This window comes from Streptomyces racemochromogenes (assembly GCF_039535215.1).
Taxonomy (GTDB): Bacteria; Actinomycetota; Actinomycetes; order Streptomycetales; family Streptomycetaceae; genus Streptomyces; species Streptomyces racemochromogenes.
Window position 1 is genome coordinate 4155098 of sequence record NZ_BAAAWT010000001.1, and the last position, 17778, is coordinate 4172875.

A 17778-nucleotide genomic window follows, 5' to 3' on the forward strand; every position below is an offset into this window, starting at 1 on the left:
GGGGTGGACCCGTGAAGGATAGCGGGGGGTCACAGTCTGAAAACGAGGCCGGGTCCCGACCGTGAAGCCGGGACCCGCGTGTGCCAAGCTCCCCCGCCAGGACTCGAACCCGGACATAAGGCACCAAAAGCCTCAGTGCTGCCAATTACACCACAGGGGATGGCCAATCAACTTGAAAGGGACAGCTGGTCGTCCCGGTCCAAGTTGATCGCTCCTACTATGCCGCACCCTGCCCCCTCGACGCGACGGTCTGAGCGGCGGTGCGGGGCGTGCCTTTCGGCCTCGGCCGGTTCACGGGATTTCGGCCCGCCCCCGTGCCGGGCCCGCTGCGTACGCTGGACGGCATGACCAGTACGGGGGATGGGCGCGAGGGGACGGGCCGGGACGGGCCCTGGTGGTGGGAGCGGCGGCGGGCGGCCGTGCTCGACGTGGGGCTCGGGGCGGCCTCGGCCGTCGAGTGCGCCTTCGAGGGGGTGCCGACCGCGCGCGAGGCCGGGGTGCCGGTGTGGGCCGGGGTGCTCTTCGGGGCGCTGGTGGGGTCCACCCTGGTGCTGCGCCGGCGCCGGCCGGTGGCGGTGGTGCTCGTCGGGATCGCCGTCACGCCGGCCACGATGGGCTTCCTCCTCGGGGTGGTGGGGCTGTACACGTTGGCGGCGTGCGAGGTGCCCCGCCGGATCCTGGCCACGCTGGCCGCGATGTCGCTGGCCGGGACGTTCGTGGTGACGTACGTGCAGACCCGCGGGGACGTCGAGGCCGACGGCACGCTCGTGATCGTGCTGTCCGTGTTCATGGCGGTGGCGCTGACCGTGCCGCCGGTGCTGCTCGGGCTGTACGTGGGCGCGCGGCGCCGGCTGATGGAGAGCCTGCAGGAGCGGGCGGACTCGCTCGAGCGGGAACTGTCGCTGCTGGCGGACCGGGCGGAGGAGCGCGCGGAGTGGGCCCGTCAGGAGGAGCGGACGCGCATCGCGCGGGAGATGCACGACGTGGTGGCGCACCGGGTGTCGCTCATGGTGGTGCACGCGGCGGCGCTGCAGGCGGTGGCCGCGAAGGACCCGGTGAAGGCGGTGCGGAACGCGGCGCTGGTGGGTGACATGGGGCGCCAGGCGTTGACCGAGCTGCGGGAGATGCTGGGGGTGCTGCGGGCTCCGGAGAAGCAGCCGGCGGTGCGGCGGGTGTCGGCGCCGGTGGCGCTGGAGGAGGGGCCGACGCTCGCGGAGCTGGAGGCGCTGGTGGGGCAGTCGCGGGCGGCCGGGATGGCCGTGGAGGTGCTGGTGCAGGGCGACGGCGGCGGCTACCGGCCGGAGGTCGAGCAGACGGCGTACCGGGTGGTGCAGGAGGCCCTGACCAACTGCCACAAGCACGCTCCGGGCGCGCGGGTCGTCGTACGGCTGGCGCACCGGGAGGGCGAGGTGGCCATGCAGGTGGAGAACGGCCCGTGCGAGGGGGAGGCGCGGGGTGCCGATCTGCCCAGCGGGGGCAACGGGCTGCTCGGGATGCGCGAGCGGGTGGTGGGACTGGGCGGGGTGTTCGTGTCCGGGCCGACGGACGGCGGCGGGTTCAAGGTGTCCGCGGTGCTGCCGGCCCGGTAGGTACGGCGGGGCCCGTCAGCCGGTGGTGAGGCGGGCGGGCTGGAGGCCGGTGAGCAGCAGGGTGAGGGCCTCGTCGAGTCCGGAGCCGAGGTACCAGTCGCCGGTGTGGTCGACGAGGTAGACGCGGCCTTCGAGGTCGATGGCGAGGTGGGAGCCGCCGTCGGTGCCGGCGCCGAGCGGGCTGAGCTGGGTGGAGAGGGCGCGCCCGAGGTCGGCGAAGGTGCGGGCGAGGTGGAGGCCCGTCAGCGGGTCGACGCGTACGGCCGTGGGGGCTATCTGGCGGCCCGGGCCGGGCGCGCGGAGGGTGAGCCCGCCGAATTCGGCCCAGGCCTCGACGGCGGCGGGGAACACCGTGTGCCGGTGGCCGGCGGGGGTGGTGTGGTCGCGCAGGGCGTCGGCCCAGTATTCGGCCTGCTTGATGTCCCAGCGGCCGGGTTCCCAGCCGGCGGTGCGCAGGGCGGAGTCCACGGGTCCGGGGAAGCGGGTGGCCGAGGAGCGGTCGTAGGAGGCGGAGGACGCGGTCATGGTGGCTACTCGGGGTGGGTGAGGTCGACGGGGCGAACGCCGAAGTGGTTGAGGAGCGCGTCGCAGGAGCGGCAGGGCGGCGCGTAGGTGCCGTGCAGGGGGTCGCCGTCCTCGCGGATGTGGCGGGCGGTTATGCGGGCGTGCTTGAGGGAGCGGCGCGCCTCGCTCGCGGAGAGCGGCTTGCGCGAGGCGCGCTTGCTGCGGGCGCCCTCGACGGCGGTGAGGTGGCGGGAGAGCAGGATCGCCTCGGGACACCGGCCGGTGAAGCGTTCGCGCTGGCCGCTGGTGAGGGTGTCGTGGAAGTCCTGGACGAGCGGGTGCAGGGCGGGCGGCTGGTCGCCCTTGCCGGCGGTGCCGGTGAGGGTCTCGCCGCGGACGGAGAGGGCGGCGGCGACGGTGGGCAGGATGCCGTCGCGGCGGAAGCGGAGCACGGGCGTGGTCTGGGCGGCTCCGGTGCCGCTCCAGCGCAGCCGGGGGTCCCCGGCGGCGCCGGTGTCGGCCGGCTGCGGGCGGCCCGGGCGCGGTGCCACGTCGTGTGTGGTCGCGGTCTGTGTGGTCACGGTCCGTGTGGTCGCGGTCTGCATGGTTGCTCTTCCCTCCCGTGGCGGCGGTGGTGGTCGCTGTCGCGCACGCCCCCGTGCTGCGGGACAGCCTGTCAAATGTCACCTGTCGCGCGGAAGCGGGGTCGAATATTCGTATCAATTCGGATGTTCCCGCCCCGTCTGCGCACCCGTGGGTCGGGGGCGGGGGAGGGTCTTGCCGGAGCACATAGGCTGTGGTGAACCAGCCAGATCCAGCAGGGGGCTACCGCCATGACGACAGGTCGGCTCGGGCAGCAGGCCGCGCCACCCAACGCCGCTTACTCGGGGCAGGTCGTGCACTTCCCGGACCCCGTCCGGGCTGCGCGGCATCCCCACGGGGTGCGGATGGACGGCAACGGTCATCCCGACTTCTCGCGCTACGCGCGCGCGGCCGTGGAGATCGCCGAGCCCCCGGAGGGCTTCGGCGTGGACGAGCTGCGCCTGACGGACTTCGTGTCCGCCAACGCGGCGATGCGCGCCGCCGGCCACCCGCTGTGGGACACGGTCGGTCCGGTGGCGACCCCGCACGGCTGGACCTGGCACCACGTCGCGGGCTCGCGGCGGATGGAGCTGGTCCCGGTCGAGGTGAAGGCGCTGCTGCGGCACCACGCCGGACTGGCGACGGCCCCCGTGGACCACGACAAGCGCGGGGCCCGGCCGCTGCAGGAGGCGCGTCCGGCGCACCTGGGGCTGCCGAAGGCCCTGGTGTCGGTGTCGGAGACGCAGGTGCAGGGCGTCGAGGAGGACCTCGGATACCGGCTGCCGGAGGCGTACCGCTCGTTCCTGAAGGCGGCGGGCGGCTGTGCGCCGGTCGGCGCGGGACTGCTGGTGGAGCTGGGGCTGCTGGTGGACCAGCCGTTCTTCACGGTGCGTGAGGAGGCCGCGGTCAACGACCTGGTGTACGTGAACAAGTGCCTGCGGGACCACCTGACGAAGGACTACCTGTGCGTGGCGTTCGTACAGGGCGGCCTGCTCGCGGTGAAGGTGAGGGGCGAGGGCGTGGGCTCCGTCTGGTTCTCCCCCTACGACGACGCGCGCGACCGGGACGGCTGGACGGTGCAGGAGCGGGTGGAGCGTCTGTTGCTGCCGTGCGGTGCCGATTTCGATGCCTTCCTGGAGCGGTTGGCGGGTAACCCGCCGGAGCTGGAGACGGTGGCCGGTCTGATGGTGGACGGCGGATTCGCGCGTTCGGTTGCAGTGTCCGGTGCCGGCATGGGTGAGGGGTGACGGCGTCGTGGTGACGTTCGCGCAGGCGCAGGAGCGCGCCGAGGAGTGGATCAACGGGGACGTGCCCGCGTACCAGCACCGTGAGGTGCGGGTGCGGGAGTTCGGGCTCGGATTCGTGGTGTGGGCCGAGGACCGGGCGGCCGGTCCGGTGTCCGGTGGCGGCCGGCAGCGGCTGGTCATCGCGCGGGACAGCGGTGAGGTGACCTTGTGGCCGGGGCTGCCGGTGGGTGAGGTGATCCGGCGGTACGAGGAGGAGTACGGGGCCGCTGCCGCGTCGGCGGCTGCCGAGGCTTCGGTTCCGCCGCCGCGGATCGACTCGGAGCAGACGTCGTTCATGCTGACGCCGCCGCAGTGGCTGCAGGAGGCGGCGGACCGGGCGGGGATCCCGCCGGCGGGTGCCGCGGGTGCGGGCTCTGGGTCTGGGTCTGGGTCTTCCGGCTCGGGTGCCGGTGCCGGTGTCGGCGCTGCGGGTTCGGGTGCCGCTTCCGGTGCGGGGGGTCCGGTTCCGCTCGGGCGCGGGGGCGAGGTTCCGTACGAGCCGGCCGCGAACGACGGGGTGCCGGCCGGCTCCACGCCGTGGGCCGGGACTGACGTGAACTCCGGTGCCGAGGACGGCTCCGTGCCGCTGCCCGCCACGGTGTTCGCGCCGCCGCTGGCCGGCTCCGACCTGGACGACGCGCCCTCCGCCTCGGGGGTGGCCCCGGAGGCCAAGACCACGCTGATGGCGGGTGGCAGCCAGCTGCCCAGGACGACCGTGGCTCCGGCGGTGGCGGTTCCGGCGGACGCCGGGTCCATCGCCGACGCGCCGACGAGCCGGGCCCGTGTGTCCCCGCCGGGCGGTGTCCCGCAGGCGCCGCCGGTGCCGCCGGCTGGTGCGCCCGGGGCTCCGGGTGCGCCCGGGGCGCCCGGTGGCGGGGCGTACGCCGCCACGATGCTGGCCGCGCCTGGCACGACGCCGGGTGCGCCGGGGACTCCGGGTGCGCCGCCGGCGCCGCCTGGGCCGCCCGGTGCTCCCGGCGCGTCCGGTTCGCTGGGCGGGGGGCTGGACCACGCCGCGACGATGCTCGCCGGCCCGGCCGTCGTGCAGCCGCCCGGCCCGCCGGCGCCTCCCGGTCCTCCGGCGCCTCCCGGTCCTCCGGCTCCGCCCGCGCCTCCCGGTGCGCCCGCTGCCCCTGGGGCTCCCGGCGCTCCCGGGGCCGGTGCGCACCACGCCGCGACCATGCTGGCGGCGCCCGGTGTGGTGCAGCCGCCCGGGCCTCCCGGTGCGCCGACGCCTCCTGGACCGCCCGGCGCTCCCGGCGCTCCCGGTGCTCCCGGTTCGCCGGGCGGGGGGCTGGACCACGCCGCGACGATGCTCGCCGGTCCCGCCGTCGTGCAGCCGCCGGCGCCCCCGGGTCCGCCCGGGGCTCCCGGTGCCCCTGGCGCCCCTGGGGCTCCCGGCGCTCCCGGGGCCGGTGCGCACCACGCCGCGACCATGCTGGCCGGTCCCGGTGCGGTGCAGCCGCCCGGCCCGCCCGGCACGCCCCCCGGCCCGCCGCCCGGGCCGGCGGGACAGCCGCCGCAGGCCCCGTCCGGCGCGCCCACGGTCGGCCCCGGCTACCAGGCGGTGCTGCGCTACCGTGCGCCCGACGGCTCCGAGCAGCAGCTGATCCGCCGCTCGGCGCCCGGTACGCCGCACCCGGAGTGGCAGATCCTGTACGAGCTGCGCGCGATGAACGTGCCGCCGCAGCAGGTGCTGGAGCTGCACACCGAGCTGGCGTCCTGTGAGCTGCCCGGCGGCTACTGCGCCCGGATGATCCGGGAGACCTGGCCGCAGGTGCGGATCACGAGCGTGGCCCCGTACGGGACCGACCACGCGGGCCGTCAGCAGGGCATGCGCCACCTCCTCACCCATCAGGGTGAGCTGCACCAGGTGGCGGACGGCCCGGCGCGCCCCGCGCCGGTCCGGGCGCCGCTGCCGCAGGTTCCGCTCCAGCCGGCGATCCCGATGGACGCCATCGCGCAGGAGCTGGCGGGTGCCTTCGGGCCGCAGGGGGTGTTCCGTTTCGACCAGCGGGCGGTGTCGCGCCAGGGCGTGCCGGAGATCGTGGCGCAGACCCTGATGTGGGCGGGTCTGCCGGTCGATTTCGGGCCGTTCTTCTGGGCGCAGGCCGTGCCGGGCCAGCCGGTGCCGACGCTGGCCGAGCTGGCGGCGCAGCGCGGGGTGCAGCCGGCGTCGGACGCGGGCTCGTACCTGGTCGTCGGCAGTGACTTCGGCAAGGCGCTGTGCGTGCAGTACGGGACGGCGCACATAGTGGCGGTGCCGGTGGAGGCCGGACCCGGCGGGGCCCCGGTGCCGCCGCAGTTCGTGAACTCGAGCCTGCCGCAGTTCGCGCGTTCGCTGGCGATGCTGGGTCACATGTGGCGGCTGCGCCAGCATCTGACGCCGGAGCAGGCCGGGCGCTGGACCGTCGATTTCCAGGCGAACCTGGCCGGTCTGGACAGTGCGGCGCTGGCTTCGCCGGAGAGCTGGTGGTCGGTGCTGCTGGAGCAGATGTGGGACGGACTGCTCTGACGCGGTGAGCGTGCGTGTGGCCGGGCCGGGTCTCCTCGTGTGGGGGACCCGGCCCGGCCATTCCGGCTTCTGCGAGCAAATGACGCATCCTTGACAGCAATCCCCGCGAGAGAGGCGCTCCCAGGATGACTGCACCCTTTGCGACTGTGCGCGGTCGTGGCTACCGGACGGACGAAGTCGACCGGTATCTCGCGCGGCTGTCCGGCAGCCGGGACGAGGCCTGGGAGCGGGTGGCGCGGCTGACCGTGCTGGCCCGTCAGATGGAGGCGGAGGCCGAGCGGTTGCGGGCGGCGGTGGCCGCGCTGGCCCCGCAGACGTACGACGAGCTGAGCGAGCGGGCGCGGCGGATCCTGCAACTGGCGCAGGAGGAGGCGGAGGTCCTGCGGGAGGAGGCGCGGGCGGACGCGGCGGAGGCGGCGGGTGCGGCCGAGGCGCACGCCGACCGGGTGGCCGAGCTCGCGCGGCACGACGCGGAGGCGGTGCGCGAACAGACCGAGGTACGGGCGCGGCAGGGGCTGCTGCGGGCGCAGCGGGAGGCGGACGGGCTGCGGGCGGAGGCGCGCGAGGACGCGGCGGCCTGGCGGTCGGAGGCGCAGGCCGCACTGGCGGAGGCGGGGCGCCGGGCGCGGGCGCTGCTCGCGGAGCGGGAGCAGGAGCAGGTCGAGCGGTGGGACGCGTCGGGACGGGAGCTCGCGGCGCGGGCGGACGAGCAGGAAGCGCGGTACGCGGAGCTGGAGCGGTACGCCGAGGCGCGGCTGGCCGAGGCCAGGCGCGGGTACGCCGAGGCGGAGGAGACGGCCCGGCACGGCCAGGAGGACGCGCAGGCGCGGGCGGAGGAACTGGTGGCGCAGGCGCGGGTCCGGGAGGAACGGACGGTGCGCGAGACCGAGCGGATCCTGCGGGAGCACCAGGAGGCGCAGGAGGAGATGCGGGCCCACATGAGCCACGTCCGCTCCAGCCTTGCGGCGCTGACGGGCCGGGCGCCGGCGGAGGGGTAGGGGCTGCTCCGCGCGGTGGCGGGCCGGCCGCGCCGGGTCGGCGCGGGGCGGGAGGGGCACCGCCAAGTGGGTTGTCAGTGGGCGCCGTTAGCCTCGCGGTATGAGTTCTTCGCTGAGTGTGTACCTGCTCGATCTGAAGGCCGTCCACGCGCTGGTCGGCTCGCGTGACGACGCGCTCCTGGAGGTGGTCCGGGAGCGGTTCGCCGCCGATCTCGCGCATGACGACGACTGGTTCGACTCGGAGATCGAGGGCGGCGCGCCGACGGCGTACGAGGCGCTGCGCGCGGTGGTGTACGGCGGGCCGTTCAGTGAGGACCGGGAGCACGCCTTCCAGTACGCGTACGCGTACAAGCGGCTCTGTGACCTGACGGGGTCCTTCCTCGACAACTCCTCCTTCTCCCCGTACCGGGGCGACTGGCTGGGGATGGTCGACGCGGGGCTGCGCGCTTTGAAGATCGATGCCGTTTCGGTCGAGGACTTCGACTTCTCGGACCTGCCGGGCGGCCTGCCGTCGACGTACACGCCGGGTTGCGGCGAGTGGACGTACGAGGACTGCGTGAAGGCGCTGGAGCAGTTCGAGGAGACCAAGCGGCGGGAGGAGGTTCCGCTGCTGGACAGCGAGGTGTCCGAGGCCGTGGGGGACGTGCTGGGGTGGCTGCGGCAGGTCGAGGCGCGGCCGGGGTTCGGGATCGTGGGGTTCCGGTCCTAGCGGTGAGCGGGGTGTGGACGCGGGCCGGGGTCGCGGCGGTGCCCGGTGGGGTGCCGGAGGGGGTGGTCGCGGCGGTCGCCGGGTACGGCTCGGCGGAGGTCTTCGGGGGTGTCTACGTCCGGTACGCGGATCCGCGGCTGGTGGAGTCGCTCAACGAGTGCTGGTACCGGCTCGCGGTGGCCGAGGGGCTGTTCGGGGAGGGCGGTGCGTTCCTGTTGATGCCGCCGGGTGGGGAGGGCGGCTGGCGGCGGGTGCGGTTGTCGGCGGAGTGGGACCTCATGGGGGCCGGTGCGGAAACGGTTCTCGGGGCCGGGGCCGGCCGCCCGGACTTCACGGCGCTGGCCCTGGACGGCGGTGTCGCCGTCGTCGCCGCGTCGTACGGGGGCGGGGCCGGGGTGTACGCGGTGCGCGACCCCGGGGGCGTCACCGGGCGGCGGCTGTGGGGGTGAGGAAGTCGCGGATCAGCGGGGCGATCTCGGCGAGGTGGGTCTCCAGGGCGAAGTGGCCGGCGCCCTCGAAGACGTGGACCTCGGCGTGGGGTGCGTCGCGGAGGTAGGCCTTGGCGCCTGCCGGGGTGAAGAAGGGGTCTCCGGCGCCCCAGGCGACGAGGACCGGGACGGCGGCCGTGCGGAGCCAGGTCTGCCATGCGGGGTAGTGGGCGAAGTTCGAGGCGTAGTCGAAGGCGAGGTCGGCCTGGGCGTCGGCGCGGCCGGGCAGCCCGAGGTAGTGGACGTCGAGGGTCCAGTTGTCGGGGGAGATCAGGGCGGGGTCCGCGACGCCGGTCTCGTACTGGAAGCGGGTGCCCTCCTCGGTGAACAGGGCGCGGACGCGCTCCTCGTTGCCGGGGACCTCGCGGCGCAGGCCGGCGAACTCACGGGCGGCGTCGGAGAGGCCCTCGTCGTACGCGTTCCCGTTCTGGACGATCAGGTGGGTGACGCGGTCGGGGCGGCGGGTGGCGAGCCGCAGTCCGACGGGGGCGCCGAAGTCGAAGACGTACAGGGCGAAGCGGTCGAGGGCGAGGGCGTCGGTGAAGCCCTCCACGATGTCGGCGAGCCGGTCGAAGGTGTACGTGAACCCGTGCGGGGCGGTGGTGCGGCCGAAGCCGGGGTAGTCGGGGGCGATCAGCCGGTACGGGGTGCCGGCGAGCGCGTCCATGAGGCGGGTGAACTGGTGCGAGGCGGTGGGGAAGCCGTGCAGGAGCAGCAGGACCGGGCCGTCGGCCGGGCCGCTCTCGCGGTAGGCGACGGTCACGCCGTCCACGTCGACGGTGTGGTGAGCGATCATCACATGCCTCCTTGGGCTTCGGTGGCATTAGTCTGCGGCAGCTGCGGCTAATGGGTCAAGTGGTGTTGCTAGCATTAGCGGCGTGAACCTGTTCCCGCTGCTGGGCGAGCCCCTCGCCCTCGACCTGCTGAACACCCGGCCCGCCGGGGCCGGCGACCTCATCGCCGACCGGGCGGGACTCGCCGCCTGGCTGGCCGAGGAGCCCGGGCGGCTGAGCCGCGTCGCCGAGGTCGGGGAGGCCGAGGTGGCCGCCGCGCACGCCGTGCGGGAGGCGGCCGGGCCGCTGCTGGCCGCCGCCCGGCGCGGTGAGCGGCCCCCGTCCGGTGCGCTGGCCGCGCTCAACGAGGTCCTCGCCGCCGCCCCGGCCCGCACCGAGCTGGCCTGGACCGCGCTGACCGGCATGACGGCGGCCCCGTACCGGGAGGCCGCCCCCGCGCAGCGGCTCGCCGCCGAGCTCGCGGAGGCCGTGGTGGAGCTGGTGACGGACCCCCGGGTGATGGCGGTGCGCGAGTGCGAGGCGTCCGACTGCGTGCTGCTGTTCCTGCCGGCGCACCCGCGCCGCCGCTGGTGCGTGGCGTCGGCCTGCGGCAACCGGGCCCGGGTGGCGCGCTACTACGCCCGGCACAAGGGGGAGGGCGCGTGAGCCGCGAGTGGGAGTCGCTGACCGAGAGCCAGCGGGCCTTCATGATCAACGCCTTCGAGATCGACATCCTGCCCGGCGTCTGGGGCGACCTGGCCGAGGAGGACAAGGAGCTGCCGGCCGCCGAGCTGGCCCCGATCCTGCTCGACCTCGTCGACCGGGGGTGGATCGAGGTGCGCCGGGTGGTCCCGTGGGCCGCGCCCGACGGCACTCCGGGCTTCCAGCCGGGTGGGGTGGTGCCGCGCGAGGCGCTGCCGGAGGTGCTGGCGGACCCGGCCGAATGGGAGTACCCCGAGGGCGGGATGGACTGGATCGGGACCCTGACGCTGACCGAGACCCCCGAGGGATGGCGGGTGAACCGGATCCCCCCGGATGGGGAGGCGGGCTGAGCCCGTGGGGGGGCAGGGTGGGTGAACCTCGGGGCGCGCTCCCCTCGAGGAAAGGTTTCTCCAACGCGTCGCGCTCCTACGCTCCCTCCCGGATGCCACCGGACCGGCATCCGCCCGCGGAAGAGAAGAACGGAACCCCCCTCATGCGTCTTCGCACCACCGCCGTAGCCCTCGCCGGAGCCCTCACCCTCGTCCTGCCGGCCGCCGCCACCGCCCTCGCGGACGACGGCAAGGCCCTCAGCTACAGCTTCCAGCAGAACGGCGAAAGCAAGACCGGGCAGGTGAGCGACCTGGCCGAGGACAAGTGCCACGCGCTGGCCGTGACCGACGCCCCGATCGAGGAAGCCGTCAACGAGACCGACAAGGTGGCCCTGTTCTTCGACAACAAGAACTGCGAGGGCGAGCCGGTCGCGGCCGCGGGCCCGGGTGAGAAGGCGGGCGACTTCGAGGCCTCCGCCGTCGCCTTCGAATCCGACCAGCAGGCGAAGCCCGCCGAGCCGGGCGAGAAGGACAAGCGCGAGGACGCCGCCCAGGCCCCCGTGCAGCAGCCGGCCGACAGCGACGCCTCCGACAGCGCCGAGGAGGAGTCCGACTACTTCGACTCCCCGTTCCGCACGATCGGCTGATCTTGGCTTGACGAACGGACGAGGGGCCCGGCACCCGGGGGTGCCGGGCCCCTCGTCATGCCGTCGGCGTCGGCGTCGGCGTCGGTGTCGCGGGCGCGGGGGCCGCCGGTGCCACGGGTGTGGGCGCGGGGGCCGCCGGCACCGCCGGTGCGGGTGCGGGGGCCGGGGCGCCCTCGTAGCGGTACGGGTCGCTGCGCAGCCCGCGCGCGACGACCACCACCGTGAACGGCGGCTTCGCCGGCTGCGGCAGCCGGGCCGTCAGGGCGCCCGTCGCCGGATCCGGCGTCGCCTCGACCGGGGTGCCGTCCACCGTGAGGCGGGGCTCGGTGAAACCGCCGCCCTCCACCCGCAGCAGCCCCTCGGGAGTGAGGGTGACGTCGGTGATCACCGGGTTGGGGCGGGTGGCCATCTTGTTGAGCAGGTAGGCCCCGGCCGGAGCGCCGGTCAGCGCCCAGATCTCGCCGGGCAGCCGGGGGAGCCCGCCGCCCACGTCGGAGAGGAAGAAGAGGACGACGTAGAGCATCGTGACCGCGCTCAGGGCCACGTACTGGAGGTCCACCAGGTCGGTCCGGCCGCTGTCGTTCGCGATCAGCTCCCGCAGCGGGCGGCGGCCGCCGGGGGTGGGCTTGGGGGCCGGCTTGGCCATGCTGCCGCTCTCCAGGCGGAAGCCGACGACCGCCTTCGCCGCGATCAGGGCCGCGTACGGGCCCCCGAGCAGCGGCAGGTACACCGAGGTCAGGGACGACAGCGGGCCGTCGGAGCCGGAGCCGGTGCCGCGGAAGTAGGAGACGCCGCCGCCCGCCGTGAGCCCGTACGCGAGGATCGCGAGCAGCAGCCAGACCAGGAGCACCGTCCAGGCCAGCGCCAGGGTGGTGGAGGTGGAGAGCCGGCCGTCGCGGCCGGTGACGAAGCCCGGCCTGCGGCGCAGGCGCAGGGCCACCGGCCCGGCCAGGGCGGCCAGTAACGCGAGCGCGAAGAGTGCGGATGCCATACGTCCCCCCGGATGCGGTCCTGGGCAAGAGGGTCACCCACTGGGCCCGAACATGACAACCCGACGCGCGGGCGGAGGGGTGCGCACCTCGGCTAGTCGTGCTCCGGCAGCACCGGGAACCTGCGCGGCGCCACCAGCAGCAGCACCAGCACCGCCGCCACCCCGGCGGCCGTCGCGCCGAGGAAGATGTGCTCCACCGCGGCCGCCACCGCGGCCCGCAGGTGCTCGGCGGCGGCCGGCGACAGCCCGCCCGGCTCCGCCAGGGCCCGCGACACGTCGTCGAGGCGCTCCGGCAGCCCCGGCAGCGGCGCCCCCGCCAGCCGGGCGGCGACGGTCGCGTTGGCCACCGCCCCCAGCAGCGCGGCCCCCACGCTCTGCCCGACGGTGCGGCAGAACAGCACCGAGGCCGTCGTGGTGCCCCGCTCGGCCCAGCCCACCGTGGACTGCACCCCGACCACCAGCGGCAGCTGGAACAGCCCGAGGGCGGCGCCCAGCAGCAGCATCACCAGCGCGGGCTGCCACGGCCGCGCCGGGTACGGCAGCAGGGTGAAGGCGAACAGCACCGCCGACCCCAGCCCGACGCCCAGGGCGGCGGTGTCGCGGAAGCCGATGCGCCGGTACACGTGCTGGCAGAGGGCGGCCGACAGCGGCCAGCTCAGCGTCATCAGGGCGGTCAGCAGCCCGGCTCCGACCGGCCCGAGCCCGAGCACGGACTGGGCGTACATCGGCATGAACACCATCGGGGCGACCATCAGCAGCCCGAGCGCCGCCATCGCCAGGTTCACGGCGGCGATGGTGCGCCGGCGCCACACCCAGCCGGGCAGGATCGGCTCCGCGGCCCGGCGCTCCACCCGGACGACCACCGCCGCCAGGACCACGCTCGCGCCCAGCAGCGCCAGCGAGGGCGCCGACAGCCAGGGCCAGGCCACGCCGCCCTGGACCAGGGCGAAGAGCAGCAGCCCGCCGCAGGCGAAGACGGCGAGGGCCCCGGCCCAGTCCACGGGGCCCCGGCGGCCTGGGGAGCGTACGGGTTCCACGAGGTGGCGGGCGGTCAGCCCGAGGGCCAGCCCGGCCAGCGGCACGCTGATCAGGAACGTCCAGCGCCAGCCCGCGTACCCGGCCAGCACCCCGCCGAGGGCCGGGCCGAGCAGGGCGGAGCTCGCCCACACGGTGGTCATCCGGGCCTGTATGCGGGGGCGTTCGCGCAGCGGGTAGAGGTCGGCGGCCAGGGTCTGCACGGTGCTCTGCAGGGCTCCGCCGCCCAGCCCCTGGACGACGCGGAAGGCGATGAGCGCGGCCATGTTCCAGGCGGACGCGCACAGCAGGGAGCCGGCCAGGAAGAGGGTGGTGCCGAAGAGGAGGACGGGCTTGCGGCCGAAGGTGTCGCTGAGCTTGCCGTAGAGGGGCAGGGTGACGGTGACGGCGAGGAGGTAGCCGGAGAACAGCCAGGAGAAGACGGCGAACCCGCCGAGGTCCCCGACGATCTGCGGGACGGCGGTGGAGACGATCGTGCTGTCGAGCGCGACCAGGGCCATGTTCAGCATCAGCGCCACCACGACCCGGGTGGGCGGCCGTCCGGGGCCGGCCGGACCCGGCACGGCCTCGGGGCCGGACTCCGGGACCCCCGGGCTTCCTCCGGGGTGGCCGACGGGGTCCGCCGTGCCCTCCGCGGAAGCTTCCGTGGAGCCTTTCGCCCGGTTTTCTCCTGCTTCCACGGCGTTCCCCTCGTCTGCGGGGAACACCATCTCACCGGGCCGCTCCGGGCGGAATCCCCGTCTCACGGACGCCCGAGCCCTCCGTGTCCCCTACCCCAGGTCCGTCGCAGGGCGGACAACCCCTAGGGGTGGATCAGCATTTGGGCCCAGGGGACGTTCGTCCCGGCGGAGGAGGCCGAAAGGCCCGCGAGGTCCTTAACTGGTTCATACGAGCGGGTCCGCCGGTGGGTGGGGGTGGGGTTAACCCCCCGGTGGATACGGCGATGGGCACCAGCGCGCCCGGCACCCCCCGCACCGCAGACTTCGACGGCGGCCGTACGGATATCGGCCACGCACATACCGGCCACGTACGCGCCGGCCGCACCGGCAGCACAAGCACGAGCACGAGCACGAGCACGAGCACGAGCACGAGCACGAGCACAGGCACACCAACAGGGGAGACAGCACCGTGACAACGGCGATGACCGAGACCAGGCACGGGAGCGGCGGGGGACAGAACTCCGTCGCGGCCCGGGCGCGCCAGGTCGTCAAGGCCTACGGCTCCGGGGAGACCCGCGTCGTCGCCCTCGACCACGTGGACGTGGACATCCACCGCGGCCAGTTCACCGCGATCATGGGCCCCTCCGGCTCCGGCAAGTCCACGCTGATGCACTGCCTGGCCGGGCTGGACACGGTGACGGGCGGGCAGATCCACCTGGAGGACACCGAGATCACCGGCCTGAAGGACAAGAAGCTCACCCAGCTGCGCCGGGACAAGATCGGCTTCATCTTCCAGGCGTTCAACCTGCTGCCGACGCTCAACGCCCTGGAGAACATCACCCTCCCCATGGACATCGCGGGCCGCAAGCCGGACCAGCAGTGGCTGGACCGGGTCGTCCAGACGGTCGGTCTCGCGGGCCGCCTCAAGCACCGCCCGACCGAGCTGTCCGGCGGACAGCAGCAGCGCGTGGCGGTCGCCCGCGCCCTCGCGGCCCGCCCGGCGATCATCTTCGGCGACGAGCCGACCGGGAACCTGGACTCCCGGGCCGGCGCCGAGGTCCTCGGCTTCCTGCGCCAGTCCGTCGACCAGCTGGGCCAGACCATCGTGATGGTCACCCACGACCCGGTCGCCGCCTCCTACGCGGACCGCGTCATCTTCCTCGCCGACGGCCGCATCGTCGACGAGATGTACGGGCCCACCGCCGACCAGGTGCTCGACCGGATGAAGGACTTCGACGCGCGCGGGCGGACCTCGTGACCGTGATGAAGACCGCGCGGCGCAACTTCCTCGCGCACAAGGGCAGGATGGCGCTCTCCGCGGTCGCCGTGCTGCTGTCGGTCGCCTTCGTCTGCGGGACCCTGGTGTTCACGGACACCATGAACACCACCTTCGACAAGCTGTTCGCCGTCACCAGCTCCGACGTCACCGTCAGCCCCAAGGAAGCCGAGGAGGGCGAGGAGGTCTCGGCCCGCGGCAGGCCGGAGTCCCTGCCCGGCTCGGTCGTGGAGAAGGTCCGTGCCGCCGAGGGCGTGAAGTCCGCCGAGGGCGGCGTCGTCTCGATGGCCGTCACCGTCGTCAACTCCAAGAACGAGAACATGGGGTCGACCACCGGAGCCCCGACCATCGCGGGCAACTGGAACGACAACGAGCTCAAGTCGATGAAGATCACCTCCGGCCACGCCCCGCGCGGCCCCACCGAGGTGATGGTCGACGCCGACACCGCCGACAAGCACAAGCTGAGGCTCGGCGACGAGCTGCGCACCATCGCCGTCACCGGTGACGTCCGGGCGAAGATCAGCGGTATCGCCTCCTTCACCGTGACCAACCCGGGCGCGGCCATCGTCTACTTCGACACCGCCACCGCCCAGGAGAAGCTGCTCGGCGCCCCGGGCACGTTCACCCACGTCAACGTCACCGCCAAGGACGGCGTGACGCACGAACAGCTGAAGAAGAACGTGGCGGCCGCGGTCGGCGCGGACACGTACAAGGTCCAGACCGCCAAGGAAGCCGCGGCCGCCAACAAGAAGGACATGGGCTTCCTCGACGTCATGAAGTACGTGATGCTCGGCTTCGCCGGCATCGCCTTCCTCGTCGGCATCTTCCTGATCTTCAACACCTTCTCGATGCTGGTCGCCCAGCGCACCCGCGAGATCGGCCTGATGCGCGCCATCGGCTCCGACCGGGGCCAGATCAACCGCTCGGTCCTCATCGAGGCGTTCCTGCTCGGCGTCGTCGGCTCCCTCGCGGGAGTCGCGGCGGGCGTGGGCCTGGCCGTCGGGCTGATGAAGCTGATGGGCCAGATGGGCATGCGGCTGTCCACCGCCGACCTGACGGTCAAGTGGACGACCCCGGCCGTCGGCCTGGTCCTGGGCATCGTCGTCACCGTCGTCGCCGCCTACGTCCCGGCCCGCCGGGCCGGCAAGGTGTCCCCGATGGCCGCCCTGCGCGACGCCGGAACCCCCGGCGACAAGAAGGCCGGCAGGGTCCGCGCGGCCCTCGGCCTGCTGCTCACGGGCATCGGCGGGGCGGCCCTGTTCCTCGCCGCGGCCGCCGACAAGGCCTCCGCGGGCTCGCTGTGGCTGGCCGTCGGCGTGCTGTTCAGCCTGATCGGCTTCATCGTGATCGGCCCGCTGCTGGCCGGCGTCGTGGTCCGGGTGCTCGCCGCCCCGGTGCTGCGGCCCTTCGGCTCCGTCGGCCGGCTCGCCGAGCGCAACGCGCTGCGCAACCCGCGCCGCACCGGTGCCACGGCCGCCGCGCTGATGATCGGACTGGCGCTGGTCGCCTGCCTGTCGGTGGTCGGCTCCTCCATGGTGGCCTCCGCCACCGACGAGCTCGACCGCAGCGTCGGCGCGGACTACATCGTCGCCTCGCAGGGCGGTCAGCCGATGATGCCGCAGGCCGAGCAGGCCATGCGGTCCACCAAGGGCCTGGACCACGTCACCGCGTACCGCGAGGTCGAGGCGAAGATCACCGCCCCGGACGGCACGTCCGCCCAGGACCAGCTCAGCGTCACCGACCCGACGTACGCGCAGGACGTGCGCCGCAAGATGGTCGCGGGCGCGCACCAGGACGCGTACGCGGCCGGCTCCATGGCGGTGGGCTCCCTCTACGCCGACAAGCACCACGTCAAGGTCGGCGACGAGCTGACGGTCGCCTTCAACGGCGGCAAGACCACCAGGCTGAAGGTCGCCGCGATCACCTCGGACGAGGGCAACCTCGACAAGGGCGTGAAGTACATCAGCACCGCGACCGCCGAGGCCAACGTCCCGGCCGACCGGCTGGCCCGCCCGTTCATGCTGCTGGCCAAGGCCGAGAAGGGGCAGGCCGACAGCGCGTACACGGCGCTCAAGGCGGCCATGGCCGAGTACCCGCAGTACAAGGTGCTCAACCAGACCGACTACAAGCAGGACCTCAAGGACCAGGTCGGGCAGCTGCTCAACATGGTCTACGGGCTCCTCGCCCTCGCGATCATCGTCGCGGTGCTGGGTGTCGTGAACACCCTGGCCCTCTCGGTGGTCGAGCGGACCCGCGAGATCGGCCTGATGCGCGCCATCGGCCTCTCCCGCCGGCAGCTGCGCCGCATGATCCGCCTGGAGTCGGTGGTCATCGCCCTCTTCGGCGCCCTGCTGGGCCTCGGCCTGGGCATGGGCTGGGGTGCCACCGCCCAGCAGCTCCTCGCCCTCCAGGGGCTGAAGGTGCTGGAGATCCCGTGGCCGACCATCATCGGCGTCTTCGCCGGCTCGGCCCTGGTGGGCCTGTTCGCCGCACTGGTCCCGGCCTTCCGGGCGGGGCGGATGAACGTCCTGAACGCGATCGCCAGCGAGTAGCGGGGCGGTCGTACGGGGGAAGCACGGGGGAACGCGCCGGCCCCGGACCGTCCGCAGGGACGGCCCGGGGCCGGCGTCGTCCGCCGGCGGCCCGGCGGCTCAGCTGCCCAGGGGCCGAGGGGCCGGCAGACCAGGGCCCCGGC

Annotated in this window: 16 protein-coding genes and 1 tRNA gene; 11 read left to right on the plus strand and 6 right to left on the minus strand. The window is 74.2% G+C overall.

The annotated features are described in order from the left end of the window. Positions 1-88: 88 nt before the first annotated feature. Positions 89-160 (minus strand) — tRNA-Gln (locus tag ABD973_RS19310). Between the two features lie 184 nt (positions 161-344). Here ABD973_RS19310 and ABD973_RS19315 point away from each other — a divergent pair. Further along, positions 345-1589, plus strand: a complete 1245-nt coding sequence (locus ABD973_RS19315; RefSeq protein WP_125821359.1) for a histidine kinase — start codon at positions 345-347, stop codon at positions 1587-1589. Between the two features lie 15 nt (positions 1590-1604). On the opposite strand, the gene ABD973_RS19320 is transcribed toward ABD973_RS19315, so the two are convergent. Both ABD973_RS19320 and ABD973_RS19325 read right to left on the minus strand, forming a co-directional pair. After that, positions 1605-2114 carry an SUKH-3 domain-containing protein gene (locus ABD973_RS19320; protein WP_125604337.1) on the minus strand — a complete coding sequence of 170 codons (510 nt, stop codon included), beginning with the start codon at positions 2112-2114 and terminating at the stop codon, positions 1605-1607. A 5-nt stretch (positions 2115-2119) separates the two neighbouring features. Then, positions 2120-2698 carry a YwqJ-related putative deaminase gene (locus tag ABD973_RS19325; protein ID WP_386382319.1) on the minus strand — a complete coding sequence of 193 codons (579 nt, stop codon included), beginning with the start codon at positions 2696-2698 and terminating at the stop codon, positions 2120-2122. A 228-nt stretch (positions 2699-2926) separates the two neighbouring features. Between ABD973_RS19325 and ABD973_RS19330 the strand changes: the two genes are divergently transcribed. The 5 genes from ABD973_RS19330 to ABD973_RS19350 all read left to right on the plus strand — a co-directional run bounded on the left by ABD973_RS19330 (position 2927) and on the right by ABD973_RS19350 (position 8632). Further along, positions 2927-3922 (plus strand): SMI1/KNR4 family protein, encoded by a 996-nt coding sequence (locus tag ABD973_RS19330; protein WP_125604335.1) that lies wholly within the window; start codon positions 2927-2929, stop codon positions 3920-3922. A 7-nt stretch (positions 3923-3929) separates the two neighbouring features. Continuing rightward, complete coding sequence (locus ABD973_RS19335) at positions 3930-6476, plus strand: SUKH-4 family immunity protein (protein WP_345501135.1); 2547 nt, start codon at positions 3930-3932, stop codon at positions 6474-6476. Positions 6477-6601: 125 nt separating this feature from the next. Then, a complete protein-coding gene (locus tag ABD973_RS19340) occupies positions 6602-7474 on the plus strand; it encodes a coiled-coil domain-containing protein (RefSeq protein WP_125821357.1) in 873 nt (290 codons plus the stop codon). 100 nt (positions 7475-7574) lie between these two features. After that, positions 7575-8183 carry a DUF7691 family protein gene (locus ABD973_RS19345; RefSeq protein WP_345501138.1) on the plus strand — a complete coding sequence of 203 codons (609 nt, stop codon included), beginning with the start codon at positions 7575-7577 and terminating at the stop codon, positions 8181-8183. 2 nt (positions 8184-8185) lie between these two features. Continuing rightward, positions 8186-8632 carry a hypothetical protein gene (locus tag ABD973_RS19350; RefSeq protein ID WP_345501140.1) on the plus strand — a complete coding sequence of 149 codons (447 nt, stop codon included), beginning with the start codon at positions 8186-8188 and terminating at the stop codon, positions 8630-8632. Here the strand turns inward: ABD973_RS19350 and ABD973_RS19355 are convergent. Beyond that, a complete protein-coding gene (locus ABD973_RS19355) occupies positions 8607-9467 on the minus strand; it encodes an alpha/beta fold hydrolase (protein ID WP_164720899.1) in 861 nt (286 codons plus the stop codon). The two genes, ABD973_RS19350 and ABD973_RS19355, sit on opposite strands and share 26 nt — an antisense overlap. A gap of 82 nt (positions 9468-9549) precedes the next feature. Between ABD973_RS19355 and ABD973_RS19360 the strand changes: the two genes are divergently transcribed. The 3 genes from ABD973_RS19360 to ABD973_RS19370 all read left to right on the plus strand — a co-directional run bounded on the left by ABD973_RS19360 (position 9550) and on the right by ABD973_RS19370 (position 11122). Then, entirely contained in the window at positions 9550-10110 is a 561-nt protein-coding gene (locus ABD973_RS19360) for a CGNR zinc finger domain-containing protein (RefSeq protein WP_241253263.1), read from the plus strand. Then, complete coding sequence (locus tag ABD973_RS19365) at positions 10107-10496, plus strand: hypothetical protein (RefSeq protein ID WP_345501145.1); 390 nt, start codon at positions 10107-10109, stop codon at positions 10494-10496. The genes ABD973_RS19360 and ABD973_RS19365 overlap by 4 nt, the downstream gene beginning before the upstream one ends. A 143-nt stretch (positions 10497-10639) precedes the next feature. Next, a complete protein-coding gene (locus tag ABD973_RS19370; RefSeq protein ID WP_125606180.1) occupies positions 10640-11122 on the plus strand; it encodes a hypothetical protein in 483 nt (160 codons plus the stop codon). A gap of 55 nt (positions 11123-11177) precedes the next feature. Here the strand turns inward: ABD973_RS19370 and ABD973_RS19375 are convergent, their stop codons facing one another. Further along, positions 11178-12113 carry a hypothetical protein gene (locus ABD973_RS19375; RefSeq protein WP_345501149.1) on the minus strand — a complete coding sequence of 312 codons (936 nt, stop codon included), beginning with the start codon at positions 12111-12113 and terminating at the stop codon, positions 11178-11180. A 92-nt stretch (positions 12114-12205) separates the two neighbouring features. Next, complete coding sequence (locus ABD973_RS19380; RefSeq protein ID WP_386382324.1) at positions 12206-13858, minus strand: MDR family MFS transporter; 1653 nt, start codon at positions 13856-13858, stop codon at positions 12206-12208. Between the two features lie 430 nt (positions 13859-14288). On the opposite strand from ABD973_RS19380, the gene ABD973_RS19385 reads away from it, so the two are divergent. Together ABD973_RS19385 and ABD973_RS19390 are read left to right on the plus strand one after the other, a co-directional pair. Beyond that, the gene (locus ABD973_RS19385; protein WP_386382327.1) at positions 14289-15065 is read left to right on the plus strand and encodes an ABC transporter ATP-binding protein; all 777 of its coding nucleotides are present in this window, start codon (positions 14289-14291) and stop codon (positions 15063-15065) included. Continuing rightward, positions 15062-17635: an ABC transporter permease gene (locus tag ABD973_RS19390; RefSeq protein WP_125821352.1), complete on the plus strand. Its 2574-nt coding sequence runs from the start codon at positions 15062-15064 to the stop codon at positions 17633-17635. Before ABD973_RS19385 ends, ABD973_RS19390 begins: the two co-directional genes overlap by 4 nt. Positions 17636-17778: the final 143 nt, after the last annotated feature.

Excerpts from the sequence above, each read along its gene's own strand:
- ABD973_RS19345 (WP_345501138.1), top strand. The coding sequence starts at position 7,575 with ATGAGTTCTTCGCTGAGTGTGTACCTGCTCGATCTGAAGGCCGTCCAC.
- ABD973_RS19320 (WP_125604337.1), bottom strand. The coding sequence starts at position 2,114 with ATGACCGCGTCCTCCGCCTCCTACGACCGCTCCTCGGCCACCCGCTTC.
- ABD973_RS19370 (WP_125606180.1), top strand. The coding sequence starts at position 10,640 with ATGCGTCTTCGCACCACCGCCGTAGCCCTCGCCGGAGCCCTCACCCTC.
- ABD973_RS19355 (WP_164720899.1), bottom strand. The coding sequence starts at position 9,467 with ATGATCGCTCACCACACCGTCGACGTGGACGGCGTGACCGTCGCCTAC.
- ABD973_RS19330 (WP_125604335.1), top strand. The coding sequence starts at position 2,927 with ATGACGACAGGTCGGCTCGGGCAGCAGGCCGCGCCACCCAACGCCGCT.
- ABD973_RS19375 (WP_345501149.1), bottom strand. The coding sequence starts at position 12,113 with ATGGCATCCGCACTCTTCGCGCTCGCGTTACTGGCCGCCCTGGCCGGG.
- ABD973_RS19325 (WP_386382319.1), bottom strand. The coding sequence starts at position 2,698 with ATGCAGACCGCGACCACACGGACCGTGACCACACAGACCGCGACCACA.
- ABD973_RS19385 (WP_386382327.1), top strand. The coding sequence starts at position 14,289 with ATGACCGAGACCAGGCACGGGAGCGGCGGGGGACAGAACTCCGTCGCG.
- ABD973_RS19380 (WP_386382324.1), bottom strand. The coding sequence starts at position 13,858 with ATGGTGTTCCCCGCAGACGAGGGGAACGCCGTGGAAGCAGGAGAAAAC.
- ABD973_RS19315 (WP_125821359.1), top strand. The coding sequence starts at position 345 with ATGACCAGTACGGGGGATGGGCGCGAGGGGACGGGCCGGGACGGGCCC.
- ABD973_RS19340 (WP_125821357.1), top strand. The coding sequence starts at position 6,602 with ATGACTGCACCCTTTGCGACTGTGCGCGGTCGTGGCTACCGGACGGAC.